The following is an 18,017-nucleotide window of genomic DNA, read 5'->3' on the forward strand; positions in this document are numbered from 1 at the left end:
TTCAGAGCTTGTCGATGGCGCGCTTCAGTTCCTCCAACTCAGCATCCACCTCAGCCACCTTGACAGCCTCCACCTCTGGGCCATTGGCATCCTTACTCTCCTCAAGTGAAGACGTCTCCGCGGCGGGCAAAGCCACTGCCTCAGCCCCCCCCTCAAGACGCTGACGAAGAACAGATAGTTCATCATCGACATCGTTTCCACCTTCCAGAGCTGCAAACTGACTCTCAAGATCAGCACCGGCGAGCTCAGCGGCAGCCTGACTACTGGCTTCCAAGGCCTGGACCTTGTCTTCCATACGATCAAAGGCCGCCATTGCAGAGTTAGTGCCAAGATTGCCCACAGCGCTCTGTAATTGCTGCTGGGCCTTTGCCGCCTGTGCTCTGGCCTTGAGCATGTCCTTCTTGGTTCTGGCCTCGGCGATCTTGCCCTCAAGAGCCACTAGGCTCCGCTTGAGAGTCTCCACCTGCCCTTCCTGCCCTTTGAGCTGGTTGGTGAGCGCCGTAGAAGATTCCTGGAAACCCTTACGACGAGTAAGGGCTTCCTTCGCGAGATCCTCCTCACCCTTCTTAAGAGCCAGCTCAGCACGTTCGTACCAGGTTCTAACTTGACCCTCAGCCTGATCAGCCTGATTGCGAAGCCGCTTCTGACTGGCGATGGCTATAGCAACAGCCTGTCGCAACTTGACCAAATCGGCTTGCATGTCTGCAACCGATTGATCAAGGATCTTGACGGGATCCTCGGCCTTACTCACGAGATCGTTGAGATTGGCACGTAATAAGCGGCTTAACCGGTCAAAGAAGCCCATCGAGGCATTGAAAAGACCTCTCGGAGGCTAGCGAGCTGGAGCCAAGACTCCACTTAGGCTTTTGAGATGGCCATAGCTCCCGATCAGCAACGCAAACGGCTTGGTCGAGGAGAAGTGCTGCAAGAAGCGCCTCCCGCCCCAGTCACAGCCCTCTGCAACTGCCTTGAATCCATTAAGCGTGACTGGAAGCAACAAGGCTCCATGGCTGGTCTCTGGCAAGAATGGCCCCGACTGGCAGGCCCCCTGCTTGCCCCTCACTGCCGCCCACTCAACCTTCGCCAAGGGGTTTTGATCATCGGCGCCAGCCATCCTCAGTGGAGGCAGGCCCTGCTCTATAACCGCCCCCAACTCTTGGCAGCCTTGCGTGCCGCGGGCCATGACATCAAAGATCTCCGCATTCAACAACACCACCCCGGAAACACCCCAAAGCTGGAAAGTGAAGCCAGCATCTGGGCACGACATCCAAGCAGAATTGATGTTCATGGAATGGCCGCCTGTCAGGCCTGCGGTAGTCCTGCCCCAGCTGGAGAAATGGCCCTCTGGGGACGATGTGGTTTCTGTAGAAGACTTCAACTTGCTGAACCGCCCCAATCGGGAACAAATGCTTAAATCCTGCTCACGCACCATGCAAGACGTCTTGCTCGCATGGTGGTCCAAAAGCAAATGACAAGAGCAGGCCGAAGCACCCACTTCATCCTGCAATTAAGACAAGCAAAACATCAGAAACGCTCAGGTCGTGGTTGCCGCCAATCAGTTTGGAACCCTTCAGATTTGAGCTGATTCGCTCGCTTCTCAAGAGTCCGACGATCCAACCGCCAAACCCTATAGATCCCGAACTTGCCAAGCAGCTCAGGTTGAAGGTCCTGCCAATGCCTCCGCTGCGTTGTGCCCTGATCAATCACCAAGAGAGCGGTTGAAGATCCCATGGGCCCCTCAATAGGCAGACCTGACCATCCACTGCGCTCTTCTTCTCGTAATCGATCATCCAGGTTCACTAACGCCCCCGCAGAGCGCCCCTCATAAACCACCACCTGATCGGTATAGAAGTGAAGTGAAGGTTTGATTGCCCCAACCATCACCAAGGGTTCGCGAGACTTCTGAGAAGCGACCATCAGATGAGCAACTTGCCTTACAGGCAACTGGCGCACCTTGTCACCCAACGCCCACATCGGTAAGAACGAAAACAATTGGAAAGCAACCAATGGCCCTTGAAGGGCCAGCAATCGCCCAGGCCGTGGCCGCCAAGCCAACCAGATCCCAAGTAGCACCGAAAGACTGAAAAAGACTGCTGCCCTGAGTACAAGACGACTAGCCAGCAGTTCTGCCGCAAGGGTGGGCATCTCCGGGTCATAAATCCATTCAACCCAGAACGGTGAAGCCCACAGCCCTGCCGCTAACAATCCCGCCAAAACAACTGATCCGCCCCATGCCCAAACAAGACCTGGTCGCTGTTGAGGGGAAACACTTGCGGCCAATCCAATCAACAACGCGGCCGCCGGTGTCGCAGGCAACCAATAACTTGGCAATTTTGTGGCAGCGCAAGTGAATAGCAGCAACACAGCTAGCAGCCAACAGGCCGCAAAACTCTGCAGAGATCCCTCAGGCTCTCTCTGGCAAAGCGCACCGCCCTTCCTGACTGGAACGAAGGCCTGCAACAGCCCAAGGATCAGCAAGGGGGTAAATGGCAGGGAGGCAACCACCAAGACAGGCCCGAAAAACCACCAAGGCTGCAGGTGACTATTGACTACTGATGTGAAGCGTTGAAGGTTGTGATAGCCGAAGAAGCTATCCCAAAAAGGTTGTCCCTCCACAAGCAATTCCGCCACATACCAAGGCAGGCTGATCAGGGCAGTAATCAACAAACCAGGCAGAGGGCGCAACCGCTGCCAAAGGCTGGCCAGATTCCACTGCAGCAAAGCAAATAGAACAAGCACCATGCCAGTCAGCACGACAGCCGCTGGTCCTTTGGTCAGCACTGCTAAACCCAAAACAAGCCAGGCCAACCACCATGGCTGGGTACTCGGGGCAGCAAAGCGGCGCCACTGCAGAAGCAAACTCACCCCCAATGTGCTGCAAAACAAGGCATCGCTAACAGCAACCCGACTCCAGACCATGACCAGTGGCGAAAGAGCAAAGGCCAAGGCCACCGCAACACCTGTTCGGCGTGGACAAGCGTCATCCTTCTGGGGCCAACACATCACAGTGTCACCAAGGGCCAGCATCATCAAGACAGATGCAAGGGCAGAAGGAAGACGTGCCGCCCATGTCCCTAATGGGTCCCAAACCTCATGGCCGGGCAAGGCATAAACCAACCCCATTAGCCAATACACCAGAGGAGGCTTGTCGAAGCGAGGCAGACCATTAACCCTCGGCGTCAGCCAATCTCCTGTAGTACTCATGGCACGACCTGCCGCGGCAAAGAGAGGCGGGGTTTCATCAACCAAACCAGAGTCTCCTAACTGCCAAAGGCAGAGAGCTACCCCAAACGCCAGAATCAGCAGCAGGCCTCTACGCCGTTGAAGAGGAGACAGCAACACCGTCGCAGCAAACGTCAGCACCATCTAGTGATGGTGGCATCCCTGGCTATGTGCCTGAGCAGACCCAATATCTTCTGAAGTGCCATAGGGGCAGGCCAGCAGAGTGGACCATCTCCATCCAAGCGCAAGGAACGAAATAACATCAACCGATTTCCCCCGGCAACACATCCGAGTCAACTTCAACCGGTTCCCATAGTCGACGACGCTGACTCACAACAAGCACCGAAAGCAGGACCAAAGCCACCCCGAACCATTGCAGAGGCTGAAGCCGTTCTCCTAGCCAAACGCCACCAGCAGCAAGGGCAAACACCGGTGTAAGGAATGCCAGGGTGCTAAAGCTTGTGAGCTCCTCCCGATTGACGAGCCAAAAGAACAATCCATAGGCCAGGGCACTGCCAAACAGGCTGGCGTAAGCCATCAATCCCCAATCAAAGCCAGTCCAATCAGGCCACAAAGGCCATGTGCGATCAAAACTGTGCCAGAGCAGTAACGGCAAGCTGCCTAAGACCATGTGCCAACCAGTGACCGCAACGGGATCACTGCTCCGGCAGGCATACCTGCTCAGCACTGTGCCTAAGGCCATGGCGATGGCTGCTGCGAGCATCCAGCCTTCCCCTTGCTCCAACAAACTGGAACCAGACGCCTGTTCGCCTAGCAACCACCAATGGCGCAACAAATCCGGCGGGGCACCAAGGCAGATAATCCCGACCAAACCGAACATCAAACCCATCCATCCAACTGGGTTAATGGACTCTCCAAACAGGCTGCGTGCCAGCAGAGCTACCAGCAATGGCTGGGAGTCAATCAGCACCGATCCCATCCCTGCTCCGGTGTAGGCCAAGCCCTTGACCAGGAACATTTGGAAAAGGCATGCATCAACAACCGTAAAGACCAGGAACCAAATCCTGTCAGTTGAGGCGATAGCCCAGTGACGTCCCAGCGACGGCAAGGCCAGCAGGATGACAACTCCTGCTGGCAAAAGGCGCAGACAAGCGACGAGAAGCGGTCCGCCCGAAATCACCAGAGGTGTCATCGCAGCCATGGCCGTACCCCAAAGGGCAAAGGGCAGGACCATCAGCAGCCAGTGCCGTATTGACAACATGAAGGCAACAAGCAGGTTCCTTTTTAAGATCCAATCCTCTACGAAGAAATTGAATGGGCTGGCTCTGGCGACGCAAATCTCGCCGAAGGATCGCACACATCACCATTGACGGAGCAATCAGCGGTGCAACGCGCGAGCGGGTGCTGAAAGCGATCAAGGAAGTTGAAGAGAGAGAGTTTCCTGCTCTTCTGCTGCGCATCGACAGCCCAGGAGGAACTGTCGGTGACAGTCAGGAAATCCATGCGGCCCTGCTCAGGCTTAGAGAAAAGGGTTGTCATGTCGTAGCGAGCTTCGGCAATGTATCCGCCTCCGGCGGTGTGTATGTCGGGGTAGCTGCAGAAAAAATTGTTGCCAATCCCGGCACAATCACTGGCTCAATCGGGGTCATCTTGCGGGGCAACAACCTCTCCAAATTGCTGGAGCGAATCGGCATCCGCTTCGAGACAGTAAAAAGCGGCACCTACAAGGACATTCTCTCGCCTGATCGCGCACTCACAGCAGAGGAGCGTCAGCTACTGCAATCACTGATCGATAGCAGCTATGAGCAATTTGTGAACGCGGTAGCAGAAGGCCGCCATCTCAGTGCCGAAGAGGTGCGCAACTTCGCCGACGGCCGCGTGTTCAGCGGAGCTCAGGCCCATGAACTCGGACTCATCGATGAGCTGGGAGATGAAGAACATGCTCGAAAACTTGCGGCCAAGCTGGCGGACCTTGATGAAGCCAACACACAAACGCTCAAACTGGGACGCCCCAAAAAACGGCTAGCGGGATTTCTACCAGGCAGCAAACTCCTATCCAAACTTGCAGAGCTTCTCAACCTTGAGCTTGGCAATAGTGGTCAGGTGCTCTGGCTCTTTCTGCCATGACCACTGCCATCCCTTATGGAGGCCTCCACTTACACGGGCTCAGAGGTGCCACAACAAGCTCTGCAAACACGACCAAAGCCATCGAGGCAGCCGTCAGCGAGCTCGTGAAAGCGCTAATGCAACGCAATCAACTCAACCCTGCAGACATCGTGTCCATCACGTTCTCTGTAACGGCAGACCTAAACGCCTGTTTCCCTGCAGCGATCGCGCGCCGTCAAGCAGGATGGGAGTCGATAGCACTGCTGGACTGCCAGCAAATGTATGTCGAGGGGGATCTCAAACGCTGCATCCGCATGCTTGCCCATGCCTGGCTGCCCTCAGATCAGCCACCTCAACATCCCTACCTTGGAGAAACCTCGCTACTGCGTCCAGATCGATGCTGAATCACTTGCCGCACCAAAAGCTGCCAACTACTAGGCCGTCCTAGTCGTTGTGATTCATAGAGGAGAGCAAAGGAGAATCCATGTACTTTTTAGTGCTGGTGGTTACCAACACACCCGCTTTGATCTCATGGTTAAGCAGCTCTTCAAGTTTTGTATTCCAGGCACCCTTGCGTTAGGAGGCCTCACTGCCGGTTTGATCGGTTCCAGTGTGATGCTTGAAAGCATCACACCACCAAAGGCTCGAGCCCAGGCAACACCAGCGCTACTTGAATTTCGCTGGGAGAACTCTAAAGACTATAAAAAGCTCTATTACTGGCAAAGCTCAACCATCAGGCGTGACCGAGCAACCTATTACCTGATGCTGAAACCCAAGGACCGCAAAACTGCGATCCTCAAGCTAAGCATCACTGTCCCTGATTATTTCGATGCAAAGATCAAAACGAACAAGCTGAACCTTTGCCTTGTCCATCTAGGGGGCATGCTGTCACGCACCCGCTGCAAAGAAGAGGTTCCTGCGATTTTCGAAGTCTCTGAAGACCAAACAAGCATTGAAGTCTTCCCGGACACCCCCATCCCTACAGAAGGCACCTATGCGGTGGTCATGAAAATCTTTAACCCCGACCAACGTGGGATGTTCCAGTTCAATGCCCTTGCCCAAGCTCCTGGAGATGTGCCAATGGGCGGCTACCTTGGCAGCTGGCTGATTGACATCAACTGAACTGATAAGTTGGTCGACTGACAAAAGGCTGTAGGCCGTTCTCCTTCAATGACAAAAAGAACCTTTGGTGGAACCAGCCGCAAGCGAAAACGCGTCTCAGGATTTCGTGTGCGCATGCGAACTCACACTGGTCGAAGAGTGATCCGCAGTCGCCGAAAACGTGGCCGCACTCGTCTCGCTGTCTAATCCATAACACTGCTGGGTCAATCACTCAAAACACGCCACTTCCTCAGGAAGCCAACCTCAAATGGTGCTGCCAGCATCAATGCGATTAAGGGGAAGTCGATGTTTTGAGCGCCTTCAGAAGTGGGGCTATCGCTTTTATGGAACTTCAATGGTGCTCCGTGTCATCGAAGCAGATCCCCAACTGCTCAAATCACCCCATCGGCACCACAACTTCACGGCATGCCGTTGTGCCGTTGTGATCAGCAGCAAAGTGAGCAAACGGGCCGTCATTCGCAACCGTCTGCGTCGACTTCTGCACGATCACCTAAGAAGCAGGCTTGAGGTTGCACCCGAGCATTGCAATCACTGGGTGCTGATCAGCCTCAAGCCAGTCGCCTCCGCAATAGAGGCATCTCCATTGCTAGAAGAATGCGACAGATTGCTCCATCAAGCAGGTTTGTTGTCATGATCACAACCTCAGAAGAGGTCTTCTATGAGGGAGGCCCCGCTCAAAGCGATCTCATCATCAACCTATTGATGGGGCTAACACTGATTGGCCTTCCTTTCACCATTGGAGCTGTGATTCGAGCGTTGTGGCTGCGCTTTCGCATTACCAATCGACGCGTTTCGGTGACTGGGGGATGGCTGGGACGCGATAAGACCCAAGTCGTGTATAGCCAAATCAAGGAGGTGCGCTCAGTGCCCCGTGGCCTGGGCTCCTGGGGCGACATGGTACTGGTACTCAACGATGGTTCAAGACTTGAGATGCGCTCTTTACCTAGCTTCAGAGAAACCGAGAAATACATCAATGCGCGGATTAGCGCACGCAGGGCCAAAGGTTCACCCCAGGATCTAAAGGGCTTTGCGGCTTAAATAGACCCCAGCCTGTAACTCAGCCATATAGGTGCTGATGCACACTGGCATCACAGTTCCATCCACCCTCAGCAATCGATCGTGATCGGGTACATCTCCGACAACATTCTGCTCCCGATCCTGGATTTCTTCTACGGATTAGTGCCGAGCTATGGCCTCGCCATCGTCGCCCTCACAGTGGTCATCCGATTGGCACTGTTCCCCTTAAGTGCTGGATCCATTCGTAGCGCTCGTCGCATGCGGATCGCCCAGCCGGCGATGAAGAAGCGCCAGGATGAAATCAAGAGCCGTTATGCCAAAGACCCTCAGAAGCAACAGGAAGAACTAGGGAAAGTCATGAAGGAGTTCGGCAACCCTCTCTCAGGGTGCCTACCCCTATTGGTACAGATGCCAATTCTCTTCGCCCTGTTTGCAACCCTTAGAGGATCACCTTTTGCTGATGTGCCCTACTTGGTGAACCTCAAGGTGCTGCCTAGCGACCAAATTGCAGCCATTGAGCCAAAGCCATTTACCAGTAGCAAGCATTCGATTTTCATCAGTGAAACCAAGCATTTCCCAGTCATTGCCTCTCTGCCAAGCGGCACAAAATTAGGAGTAGGAGACAAGGCCCAAATCAAGCTGCAAACACTCACTGGCGAAAGCTTCACAAGCAGGCTTTCTGGCGTAGAAGGTGGAACCAAGTTCACGCCAACCTGGAGCGTCACCAAGGGGGATGATCTTGTCAAGGTATCTGAGGATGGCACTGTCCAGGCTTTGGCTGAAGGCGATGCCACTGTTCAAGGCAAAATTCCTGGCCTTGCTGCCCAAAGTGGCTTTCTATTCATTAAGGCCCTTGGTCAAGTTGGTTTCTACGTTGATGGGGAAATCAACTGGGATATCGCAATTCTGGTTGGTGGTTTCGGCTTGACGCTTTTGGTCTCGCAAGTCCTGTCCGGCAGGGGGCTGCCTGCGAACCCTCAACAATCAACAGCCAACAAGATCACGCCAGTGATGATCACGGGAATGTTTTTGTTCTTTCCACTACCAGCAGGTGTATTGCTGTATATGGTGATCGCAAACATCTTTCAAGCAGGGCAGACATTTCTGCTTAGTCGTGAAGCCCTACCTGAGAACCTGCAGAAAATCCTCAATGACCAGCTGTCCAAACCTGCATTAGCAACAGAAGCAATCGGTGGATCAGATCGTCTTCCCTTTGAACCAAAAAAACGTAGTAAATGATCCCAGGGCTCCAACCCATTTCATTGCAAGACCTAAAAGCCTTGGCTGCTCCTCGGCACTGGTCGATCGAGGGACATCTGGACGAGATGTCTTCTCTCACCCCATTGAGAGGCAGCATCAGCGCCGAGCATCAAGGCAGCATTCTTGAAGTGAAAGGAAAATTCCAAACCATCGTCACCCTTTGCTGTGATCGATGCCTAAGCGAATTCAATCAAACCCTCGCCTGTAACACCGAAGAACTGATCTGGCTGAAGGGCAATGGTCCAAACCCAAACGAACTCCATGGCTCAAGCCAATCCGAGGATATGGATGCCCTGATGGAGTGCCTTGACCCTCTTGGCAGCTTTGACCCAGAACGTTGGGTTTTCGAACAACTGAGTCTGCGGATGCCTTTAGTCAAACGTTGTGGGGCCGATTGTCCCGGTCCAGCTCAACTGCAGCCTTCAGCCCAAACCACTGCCGTGAAACCTGAGGGAACTGATCTCGATCCACGCTGGGCAGCACTACACAAACTCACCTCGCCATGACGAGCTGGGATAACCACCTGGATCTACTAATCAGAGCCAGAACACCTCTCCTTTGGATTCGCAGCAGCGAAGAGGAGCGTGTTGAAGTGCTGCTTGAGCAAGCCGCAAAACGACTACAACCACGTCGCCTTGCCAGCTGGGATTTTATTGGCGGCCTTAAAGGCGTGCTTAACGAAGAAGGGCTTGGGGCACGTCAACCGATGGCCGTCCTGCAATGGCTGCAACAACTTGATGCAAGTAGTCCAACCCTATTGCTAGTCAAAGATTTTTATCACTTCTGCGAAGACGCTGGTATCGCACGCATGTTGCGCAACTTATCGGTTCACTTGCGCCATCAACCCCACACTGTGGTTCTCTGCTCAGGGCCATGGACTCCTCCCAGCGATCTTGATGATTCCCTGACCATTCTCGATCTCCCGCTGCCGCAGGAACCAGAACTGCGAACACTGCTGGAGAACATTGCCCAAGCAAGCGGCTCCCCCCTTTCAGCAGACGTTTTAGAAGAGCTAACCCACGCTTGCAGCGGCCTCAGCGAAATGAGGGTGCGTCAGGTAGCAGCCCGTGCACTAGCACAGCGGGGCAAACTAGGTTGGGCAGATCTCGCCGAGGTGCTTGAGGAAAAGCGTCAGACCGTAGCCCGCAGCGAGGTTCTGGAGTACTGCGTTACAGAGGCCTCGCTTGCCGACATAGGCGGCCTCGATAGCCTTAAAGGTTGGCTTGAGCAACGCCATCAGGCATTCTCCGACGAAGCTCGTCACTTTGGCTTGCCACTGCCCCGCGGCGTTCTACTGATCGGCCCCCAAGGCACAGGCAAATCGCTCACCGCCAAGGCCATCGCCCATAACTGGTCGATGCCACTGCTTCGCCTCGATGTAGGCCGCCTATTTGCCGGGCTAGTGGGTGCTAGCGAGGCTCGTACCAGAGAGACGATCCAGCGGGCAGAAGCCATGTCTCCTTGTGTTCTCTGGATCGATGAGATCGACAAAGGTTTTGGTGGTGATGCCCGAAGTGATGGCGGCACCAGTCAACGTGTCCTTGCCAACGTGCTCACCTGGATGGCGGAGAAAACCTCCGCGGTGTTTGTCGTCGCTACGGCTAATGGCGTAGAGCGCCTACCTGGAGAGCTTCTGCGTAAAGGGCGTTTCGACGAAATCTTTTTGCTTGACCTGCCATTCAGCGAGGAACGCCGCAACATCCTTGAGCTCCATATACAGCGACGAAGACCGAACTTGAACCTGCCCCTGGCTGCGGTCATCGATCGAAGCGAAGGCTTCTCAGGTGCCGAACTCGAACAGACTGTGATTGAGGCGATGCACTTGGCCTTCGCCGAACGCCGAGAACTTGGAGAGACCGACCTAATTCTTGCTGCCAGCCAACTGGTGCCGCTCTCCCGCACAGCCCGAGAACAACTCAACGCCCTTAAGGAATGGGCCGCTAGCGGAAGAGCCCGAGCAGCATCTTCTGTTGCTTCCAATCTCGCAGGCTGAATAGGAGTAACCAAACAGGATTCATTTGCAAAGCCAACAACACTTAGGCTGCTGGCGCTGACTTCAAAACCCTCGTGCTTGACCAGCGCCTGGTGCGGGACAACCCCGACCTGATTGCCAACGAACTGGGCCGAAGGGGCATGACGTTAGATCTAACGGGCCTACAACTGATCGCTCAGCAACAAAGAAATCTCGAGGAACAGCGCAGCAGCCTCCAGGCAGAAGGAAATCGGATCGGCAAGGAAGTCGGTCAACGGATCCAGCAGGGAAGCGACCCAAAAGCCAGCGACGTGGCAGAACTAAGACATCAAGGCAACCTAATCAAGCAAAAGGTGGCCGTTTTAGAAGACGAGGAGAAACAACTATCAGCGCGATTGCGAGAGCAACTGCTGAGCTTGCCAAACCTGCCCTCCCCTGATTGTCCTGAAGGACGCGACGAGAACGACAACCAGGAAAGACACTGTTGGGGCAAGCCACGTGAAGGGAAAGACCTTCTTGAGCACTGGTCAATTGCCGAGCGGCTCAAACTTTTCGAAACAGAACGCTCTGTACGGATTGCCCAAAGTCGCTTCGTCACCCTGATGGGTCAGGGTGCACGACTGGAACGAGCACTCATCAACTTCATGCTCGACCTTCACACCTCAAAGGGATATCGAGAAGTGATGCCTCCGGTACTGGTGAATACCGCAAGCCTTACGGGCTCTGGCCAGCTGCCAAAATTCGCCGAAGAAAGCTTCCGCTGCGCTGAAGACGACCTCTGGCTAACACCAACTGCAGAGGTGCCGGTGACATCTCTGCACCGCGATGAAATCATCCCCGCTGAGCAACTGCCACTGCGATACGCCGCCTACAGTCCATGCTTTCGTCGCGAAGCTGGCAGCTATGGACGAGACACCCGTGGCCTGATCCGGCTGCATCAATTCAACAAGGTGGAACTCTATTGGTTCGTCCATCCAGACCATTCGCAGGCTGCCCACGCTCAGATCACAGCCGATGCCGAAGCCGTGCTGCAGGCCTTGGAATTGCCCTACCGCGTCATTGAACTTTGCACAGGTGATCTAGGGTTTTCTTCCTCACGCACCTACGACCTCGAAGTCTGGCTACCAGGAGCAGGCGCCTTCAGGGAAATTTCAAGTTGCAGTATCTGTGGAGACTTCCAAGCACGGCGATCTGCAATTCGCACCAAAGACGAAAAAGGTACCCGACTCATCCACACCCTCAATGGCAGTGGCCTGGCGGTAGGACGCACCATGGCTGCCCTTCTCGAAACAGGCCAACAATCTGATGGGAGTGTCCTCCTCCCCAAGGCACTTGTGCCTTATTTCGGCAACGATCGACTAGAGCCAGAATGAACCAATTACTAGAAGCTGAATGAACGTTTTTGCGGCGCTGACGGTTCTAGCCCTGCTGATCATCATTCATGAAGCTGGACACTTTCTGGCTGCCACTGCTCAGGGAATCCGTGTGAATGGATTTTCGATCGGGTTTGGACCGGCGCTGATCAAACGACAACGAAGGGGTGTCACATATGCGCTGCGAGTTCTGCCTTTAGGGGGCTTCGTTTCATTTCCGGATGACGACGAAAACAGCGACATCCCCCCTGATGATCCCGACCTACTACGCAACCGGCCGATCAGACAACGAGCCCTGGTGATCTGTGCAGGGGTCATGGCCAATCTTCTGCTGGCATGGCTGGTGCTAATGGGCCAAGCGGTCATGATCGGGCTTCCAAGCCAACCTGATCCAGGTGTCATCGTTGTAGCCGTTCAACCCGGAGAAGCCGCTGCTGCTGCAGGGCTAGCCGCTGGCGATCGAATCCTCAGCGTGGATGGCAAAGAGCTAGGGCGAGGTCAAGACGCGATCCAGGCCCTGGTGAGTCAAATCAAAGAGTCACCAGGCAGCAAAATTCACCTGGACAGAGTCCGTTCGGGTCAACGCAGCAAGATTGTGCTCATCCCCGCTGAGCAACAAGGCAATGGCAGGGTGGGCGCCCAATTGCAGGCCAACGTCACAGGCAAAACCCGCCGGGCCCACGGCCCCGGAGAGGTTCTGAACCATGTTGACAGCCAATTCATTTCCCTACTCAGTCGAACCGTTAAGGGCTATTCAGGACTCATCACCGATTTCGCAACCACAGCCCAACAAGTCAGTGGCCCTGTGAAGATTGTCGAAATGGGCGCCCAGCTAACCAGCCAGGGTAGTTCTGGCCTCGTGCTCTTCGCGGCATTGCTTTCGATCAATCTCGCCGTACTCAATGCCATTCCACTACCCCTACTTGATGGCGGCCAACTGTTGCTACTGCTTTTAGAAGGCGTGCGTGGGCGACCAATTCCGGAGCGCATCCAGATGGCTTTCATGCAATCAGGCTTTTTTTTATTGGTAGGTCTCAGTGTGGTGCTGATCGTTCGCGACACCACTCAACTATCGGTGGTGCAACAGCTGATCGGTCACTGATCTGCCCTATTTGCAAGAGCCTGAGCAGCTGAAAACTGGGCAAGCAAAACAATTACAGCAGTTGGAAGGTAAAGTTCGTTATCGACCCTCGCGCTTCAAAACTGCCGCATGGCTAAAAAGTCAATGATCGCCCGTGATGTAAAGCGCAAGAAGATTGTTGAGCGCTACGCAGCCAAGAGAGGGGCTCTAATGGCCGCATTCGATGCAGCCAAGGATCCAATGCAACGTCTTGAGATCCACCGCAAGATTCAAGCTCTCCCGCGCAACAGTGCTCCAACCCGCATCCGCAATCGTTGCTGGGCCACAGGAAAGCCAAGAGGCGTCTATCGCGACTTCGGGCTATGCCGCAACCAGCTGAGGGAACGAGCTCACAAGGGCGAACTTCCTGGAGTTGTCAAGTCGAGCTGGTAACTGTTAAACCATTTCTGCATCTACATCTATAGGAGTAGAGAGCTCTTACTCATTCGCAAGAGGGAATGAAGTCATCCATCCCTCTTTTTTATTGCTTAGCAACTGAACCAACAGGAATCAATTCCAAAATTCCACGAAAGTTGACTCGGCAAAGTGCCAGTATGGTGCTTGACAAAAAAAACATAAGAGCACGTGCAAGGTCAGACACAGTCGATCTCCTTTGATGGTCGGGAGATTCGGCTGACCACAGGGCGCTATGCCCCCCAGGCCGGTGGTTCCGTGATGATGGAATGCGGCGATACCGCTGTCCTGGTAACCGCCACCAGATCCACAGGCCGCGAAGGCATCGATTTTCTTCCCCTGATTTGCGACTACGAGGAGCGGCTCTATGCAGCTGGCCGCATTCCAGGCAGTTTCATGCGACGTGAAGGACGCCCGCCAGAGAGAGCCACACTGATCGCTCGTCTAATCGACCGCCCCATGAGGCCCTTATTCCCTAGCTGGATGAGGGACGACCTTCAGATCGTGGCAACATGCCTCTCTCTCGATGAACGGGTTCCAGCAGATGTGCTGGCCGTTACGGGAGCTTCCATGGCCACCTTGCTAGCAGGCATCCCCTTCCAGGGACCAATGGCTGCAGTAAGGGTAGGGCTTCTCGGTGATGATTTCGTTCTGAATCCCAGCTATCGAGAAATCGAACGTGGCGATCTCGATCTCGTGGTAGCTGGCACTCCAGATGGGGTTGTCATGGTTGAAGCCGGTGCAAACCAGCTGCCAGAAGGGGACGTCATCGAAGCCATCGACTTTGGCTATGAAGCCGTCTGCGAATTAATCAAGGCACAGCAATCAATCCTCAAGGATGCAGGGATTAAGCAGGTACAGCCGGAACCCCCCACTCAAGACACCAAGCTGTCGACTTATCTGGAAAAAAATTGCAGCAAGAGCATCGGGGAAGTGCTTAAGCAATTTGAGCAGACCAAAGCTGAACGCGATAGCAAGTTGGATGCCATCAAAGCGAAAACAGCTGAAGCCATTGACAGCCTCAAAGAAGACGATGCCGTTCGCAAGTCAGTGAATGCCAACAGCAAAGTCTTGAGCAACAACTTCAAGGCGCTCACCAAAAAATTGATGCGTGAGCAGATCATCAAACAAGGCAAACGCGTCGATGGTCGCAAGCTCGATGAGGTCCGCACCATCACTTCCGCCGCAGGCGTGCTGCCAAAACGCGTGCACGGATCCGGACTCTTCCAACGCGGACTCACCCAGGTGCTGTCCACCGCCACCCTGGGCACACCCAGCGATGCCCAGGAGATGGATGACCTCAACCCTGGACCTGAGAAGACCTATCTACACCACTACAACTTCCCCCCCTATTCCGTTGGCGAGACACGTCCAATGCGATCGCCCGGGCGCCGTGAGGTAGGCCATGGTTCCCTCGCTGAACGCGCCATCATTCCAGTACTGCCTCCCAAGGACACCTTCCCTTACGTGCTCAGGGTGGTGAGCGAAGTCCTCAGCTCCAATGGGTCCACCTCGATGGGCTCGGTCTGCGGCAGCACCCTGGCCCTCATGGATGCAGGTGTTCCACTGAAGGCTCCAGTCAGCGGAGCCGCCATGGGCTTGATCAAGGAAGATGCTGAGATTCGCATCCTCACTGACATCCAGGGAATCGAGGACTTCCTCGGTGATATGGACTTCAAGGTGGCTGGAACAAAAGATGGCATCACGGCTCTGCAGATGGACATGAAGATCACCGGCCTTCCTGTCAAAACCATTGCAGAAGCTGTCAATCAGGCCCGCCCTGCCAGGATCCATATCCTCGAGAAGATGCTGGAAGCCATTGACGCTCCTAGGACTAGCCTCTCTCCCCATGCCCCGCGCCTGCTGAGCTTCAGAATCGATCCAGAACTGATCGGCACAGTGATTGGACCGGGTGGTCGCACAATCAAGGGCATCACAGAACGCACGAACACCAAGATCGACATTGAAGACGGTGGCATCGTCACGATTGCTTCTCATGACGGGGCTGCTGCAGAGGCAGCCCAACGCATCATCGAAGGACTCACCCGCAAAGTAAACGAAGGGGAAGTGTTCAGCGGAACCATCACAAGGATCATTCCGATCGGGGCTTTCGTAGAGATCCTGCCCGGCAAAGAGGGCATGATCCACATCTCCCAGCTGTCAGAGGCTCGCGTGGAGAAGGTCGACGACGTCGTGAAAGTAGGTGATGAGGTGACAGTACGGATACGAGAGATTGACAATCGTGGCCGTATCAACCTCACACTCAGAGGCGTCCCTCAGAACGGCGAAGAGACTCAATCAGAGCCAGCTCCAACTCCTGTAGCCCCTCTCAACTGATGGGCTACAGGTCAATTCAAACCTGAAAGCCTGGGTCGATCTCTTGCATAGCCCGCGCCGCTGCTTCACAAAGGTGGGCGTGGGCTAGGCCATGGCTGGCGATCAAACATCCGGCCTGACGCACATCACCGCTGTTGTAAGCAAGCTGGCGTCCGTCAGCATGAGTGAAACATCCCCCTGCAGCCATCAGCACCGCCTCTGGAGCCGCCATATCCCAGTCTTTTGGAGCACTACGACCTGAAAGAGAGACATACAGATCTGTTTCTCCGCGCAGAATCGTGGTTACCTTGCAACCCACACTGCCCACAGCCTTGGTACCACCAAGAGCAAGACTCTCTAACAGCTGTTCAAGCCTGTTGTCGCGGTGGTTGCGACTCGCTACCAGCATCAACTCACCAAAAGCCTTGCGCTGACTAAAACGCACCGGCGAACGTTGTCCCTGCCGGTCTTCGCACCAGGCACCAGAACCGATCACACCGAACCAAAGCTCCTCGGCTTCTGGCAGGAGTACCACGCCAAGCACTGGTCGTTGACCATGCACCAAGGCAAGATGCACGGCGTATTCACCTGTGCCCTGCAAGAAGTCCTTTGTGCCATCCAAGGGGTCAAGGATCCACAACCATTCCGCCGCTAAGGGTTCGCCTGCAGTGAGTTGCTCCTTTGCCGTCTCCTCACTCAATAGAGTCCAATCTGCCAAGGGGAAATTCGCTTCTAAGCCATCCAGAAGCCAACGGTTCACTGCAAGGTCAGCAGCAGAGACAGGCCCCTCACCGCCATCGTCAACACTCAGAGCCTTAGAAAATCCATGCGGTGGCTGTTCTCCCCGGGCATAGGCCAGCAGGATGTCTGCAGCACCCCAGCTCAATCGCCTCAATTGCTGCAACAAAACCTCCAGGTCCACACCAACAGGGAGAAGAGGTGCGTTCGGCATCATGAATAGACACGTGCAAGCCTCATTTTGAGTCAGCGAGAGGAACCAGCACCAGGGGTGCTCTATGTGGTTGGGACGCCCATTGGTCACCTCGGAGATCTCTCCCCCAGAGCACGCTCTGTGCTCACGAATGTCTCGGCCATCGCCTGTGAAGACACACGCCATAGCGGCCATCTACTCAACGGCCTGGGCGCGCAGAGTCAACGTTTCAGCTTCCACCAACACAACACCAAAGCTCGCCTCCCCCAACTGCTTCAACTGCTCAACGAAGGGCAAAGCCTGGCTTTAATCAGTGATGCAGGGCTGCCGGGCATCAGCGATCCCGGCGAACAACTCGTCGCAGCCGCTAGGGCAGCGGGGCACCAGGTGATCTGTATTCCCGGCCCCTGTGCAGCAACAACAGCCTTAGTGAGCAGCGGACTTCCATCTGGCCGCTTTTGTTTTGAAGGTTTTCTAGCCTCCAGAGGCAAGGAACGGCGGCAGCAGCTAGCAGCGGTCGCCAGCGAGACCCGAACAACCATTCTTTACGAAGCGCCACACCGGCTGGTGCAACTGCTGAAAGAATTGGCGCAACTTTGCGGTAATGAGCGGCCTTTACAGGTGGCCAGGGAACTCACCAAACGCCATGAACAACAAGTAGGTCCAACGATCGCAGCAGCCCTACAGCATTTTCTTGAACACAAGCCTCTAGGGGAATGCACTCTTGTCCTAGGAGGTGCTCCAATTTCAGGACCAGATCAGCAAAGTGACGCGCATTGGCGAGCGGAATTGGCAGCGTTGATGGCCAGTGGAGCAAGTGCAAGCGATGCCGCTCGACAACTCGCTCAACAGTCAGGGCAATCCAGAAGGGCTCTTTATGCCCTTGTACACCAAATGGTAGAAAACGAGAGCGAGTGAACTCCTAGCAAGGGCAAACTAAGGGAACCATCGAAAACAGATCATGCGGCTGCGGCTGCTCACAACCAGTCTTGTCAGCGGCGGATTACTCCTGGTCGTGCTTTGCCTGGGAGCCCAAAACCTCAGTGATCGCCACAGTCTCAGGCTGGGTGATGCCAAAAGCGCAGAGCTCCCCACAGGTTTTCTGGTAGGGATGTCAATCGTCGCAGGTGTCATTAGTGGCGGCAGTACAGCCGCTCTGCTGCTGCCCAAGCCAAGAGCCTGAACGACTCTGACTCTGAAGCG

Annotated in this window: 20 protein-coding genes; 16 read left to right on the top strand and 4 right to left on the bottom strand. The window is 54.9% G+C overall.

The window, feature by feature from the left end:
- Position 1 precedes the first annotated feature (1 nt).
- Positions 2 to 805, bottom strand: coding sequence for a PspA/IM30 family protein (locus tag PMIT1303_RS08535; protein WP_063398349.1), 804 nt, complete (start codon positions 803 to 805; stop codon positions 2 to 4).
- 66 nt (positions 806 to 871) lie between these two features.
- On the opposite strand from PMIT1303_RS08535, the gene PMIT1303_RS08540 reads away from it, so the two are divergent.
- The gene (locus PMIT1303_RS08540) at positions 872 to 1,414 is read left to right on the top strand and encodes a DUF721 domain-containing protein (protein WP_063398350.1); all 543 of its coding nucleotides are present in this window, start codon (positions 872 to 874) and stop codon (positions 1,412 to 1,414) included.
- Positions 1,415 to 1,524: 110 nt separating this feature from the next.
- Here the strand turns inward: PMIT1303_RS08540 and PMIT1303_RS08545 are convergent, their stop codons facing one another.
- Both PMIT1303_RS08545 and PMIT1303_RS08550 read right to left on the bottom strand, forming a co-directional pair.
- Positions 1,525 to 3,366, bottom strand: coding sequence for a glycosyltransferase family 39 protein (locus PMIT1303_RS08545; RefSeq protein ID WP_063398351.1), 1,842 nt, complete (start codon positions 3,364 to 3,366; stop codon positions 1,525 to 1,527).
- Between the two features lie 118 nt (positions 3,367 to 3,484).
- Positions 3,485 to 4,444: a DMT family transporter gene (locus tag PMIT1303_RS08550; protein WP_063398352.1), complete on the bottom strand. Its 960-nt coding sequence runs from the start codon at positions 4,442 to 4,444 to the stop codon at positions 3,485 to 3,487.
- A 53-nt stretch (positions 4,445 to 4,497) separates the two neighbouring features.
- On the opposite strand from PMIT1303_RS08550, the gene sppA reads away from it, so the two are divergent.
- From sppA to PMIT1303_RS08610, 13 genes are all read left to right on the top strand, one after another.
- A complete protein-coding gene (sppA, locus tag PMIT1303_RS08555) occupies positions 4,498 to 5,310 on the top strand; it encodes a signal peptide peptidase SppA (protein WP_063398353.1) in 813 nt (270 codons plus the stop codon).
- Positions 5,307 to 5,693, top strand: a complete 387-nt coding sequence (aroH, locus tag PMIT1303_RS08560) for a chorismate mutase (RefSeq protein WP_063398354.1) — start codon at positions 5,307 to 5,309, stop codon at positions 5,691 to 5,693. The genes sppA and aroH overlap by 4 nt, the downstream gene beginning before the upstream one ends.
- A gap of 127 nt (positions 5,694 to 5,820) precedes the next feature.
- Entirely contained in the window at positions 5,821 to 6,411 is a 591-nt protein-coding gene (locus PMIT1303_RS08565; protein ID WP_063398355.1) for a DUF2808 domain-containing protein, read from the top strand.
- Positions 6,412 to 6,459: 48 nt separating this feature from the next.
- Complete coding sequence (rpmH, locus tag PMIT1303_RS12915; protein ID WP_011825283.1) at positions 6,460 to 6,597, top strand: 50S ribosomal protein L34; 138 nt, start codon at positions 6,460 to 6,462, stop codon at positions 6,595 to 6,597.
- A gap of 61 nt (positions 6,598 to 6,658) precedes the next feature.
- Complete coding sequence (locus PMIT1303_RS08570; protein WP_063398356.1) at positions 6,659 to 7,045, top strand: ribonuclease P protein component; 387 nt, start codon at positions 6,659 to 6,661, stop codon at positions 7,043 to 7,045.
- On the top strand, positions 7,042 to 7,449 hold the full coding sequence (locus PMIT1303_RS08575) for a PH domain-containing protein (protein WP_011130738.1): 408 nt from the start codon (positions 7,042 to 7,044) through the stop codon (positions 7,447 to 7,449). The genes PMIT1303_RS08570 and PMIT1303_RS08575 overlap by 4 nt, the downstream gene beginning before the upstream one ends.
- 81 nt (positions 7,450 to 7,530) lie before the next feature.
- The gene (yidC, locus tag PMIT1303_RS08580) at positions 7,531 to 8,667 is read left to right on the top strand and encodes a membrane protein insertase YidC (RefSeq protein WP_063398357.1); all 1,137 of its coding nucleotides are present in this window, start codon (positions 7,531 to 7,533) and stop codon (positions 8,665 to 8,667) included.
- The gene (locus tag PMIT1303_RS08585) at positions 8,664 to 9,194 is read left to right on the top strand and encodes a DUF177 domain-containing protein (protein WP_063398358.1); all 531 of its coding nucleotides are present in this window, start codon (positions 8,664 to 8,666) and stop codon (positions 9,192 to 9,194) included. Before yidC ends, PMIT1303_RS08585 begins: the two co-directional genes overlap by 4 nt.
- Entirely contained in the window at positions 9,191 to 10,681 is a 1,491-nt protein-coding gene (locus tag PMIT1303_RS08590; protein WP_063398359.1) for an AAA family ATPase, read from the top strand. The genes PMIT1303_RS08585 and PMIT1303_RS08590 overlap by 4 nt, the downstream gene beginning before the upstream one ends.
- A gap of 74 nt (positions 10,682 to 10,755) precedes the next feature.
- Positions 10,756 to 12,033 (top strand): serine--tRNA ligase, encoded by a 1,278-nt coding sequence (serS, locus tag PMIT1303_RS08595; protein WP_063398360.1) that lies wholly within the window; start codon positions 10,756 to 10,758, stop codon positions 12,031 to 12,033.
- A 19-nt stretch (positions 12,034 to 12,052) separates the two neighbouring features.
- The gene (gene rseP / locus PMIT1303_RS08600; RefSeq protein WP_063398361.1) at positions 12,053 to 13,135 is read left to right on the top strand and encodes an RIP metalloprotease RseP; all 1,083 of its coding nucleotides are present in this window, start codon (positions 12,053 to 12,055) and stop codon (positions 13,133 to 13,135) included.
- A 108-nt stretch (positions 13,136 to 13,243) separates the two neighbouring features.
- Entirely contained in the window at positions 13,244 to 13,546 is a 303-nt protein-coding gene (rpsN, locus tag PMIT1303_RS08605) for a 30S ribosomal protein S14 (protein WP_063398362.1), read from the top strand.
- A gap of 192 nt (positions 13,547 to 13,738) precedes the next feature.
- A complete protein-coding gene (locus tag PMIT1303_RS08610; protein WP_063398363.1) occupies positions 13,739 to 15,904 on the top strand; it encodes a polyribonucleotide nucleotidyltransferase in 2,166 nt (721 codons plus the stop codon).
- A gap of 16 nt (positions 15,905 to 15,920) precedes the next feature.
- Here the strand turns inward: PMIT1303_RS08610 and PMIT1303_RS08615 are convergent, their stop codons facing one another.
- Entirely contained in the window at positions 15,921 to 16,838 is a 918-nt protein-coding gene (locus PMIT1303_RS08615) for a 3'(2'),5'-bisphosphate nucleotidase CysQ (protein ID WP_063398364.1), read from the bottom strand.
- A gap of 24 nt (positions 16,839 to 16,862) precedes the next feature.
- Here PMIT1303_RS08615 and rsmI point away from each other — a divergent pair, with 24 nt between their 5' ends.
- On the top strand, positions 16,863 to 17,732 hold the full coding sequence (gene rsmI, locus PMIT1303_RS08620; RefSeq protein ID WP_063398365.1) for a 16S rRNA (cytidine(1402)-2'-O)-methyltransferase: 870 nt from the start codon (positions 16,863 to 16,865) through the stop codon (positions 17,730 to 17,732).
- A 43-nt stretch (positions 17,733 to 17,775) separates the two neighbouring features.
- Complete coding sequence (locus PMIT1303_RS08625; RefSeq protein ID WP_063398366.1) at positions 17,776 to 17,997, top strand: hypothetical protein; 222 nt, start codon at positions 17,776 to 17,778, stop codon at positions 17,995 to 17,997.
- Positions 17,998 to 18,017: the final 20 nt, after the last annotated feature.

It is taken from the genome of Prochlorococcus sp. MIT 1303 (assembly GCF_001631965.1).
GTDB classification, from domain to species: Bacteria; Cyanobacteriota; Cyanobacteriia; order PCC-6307; family Cyanobiaceae; genus Prochlorococcus; species Prochlorococcus marinus_D.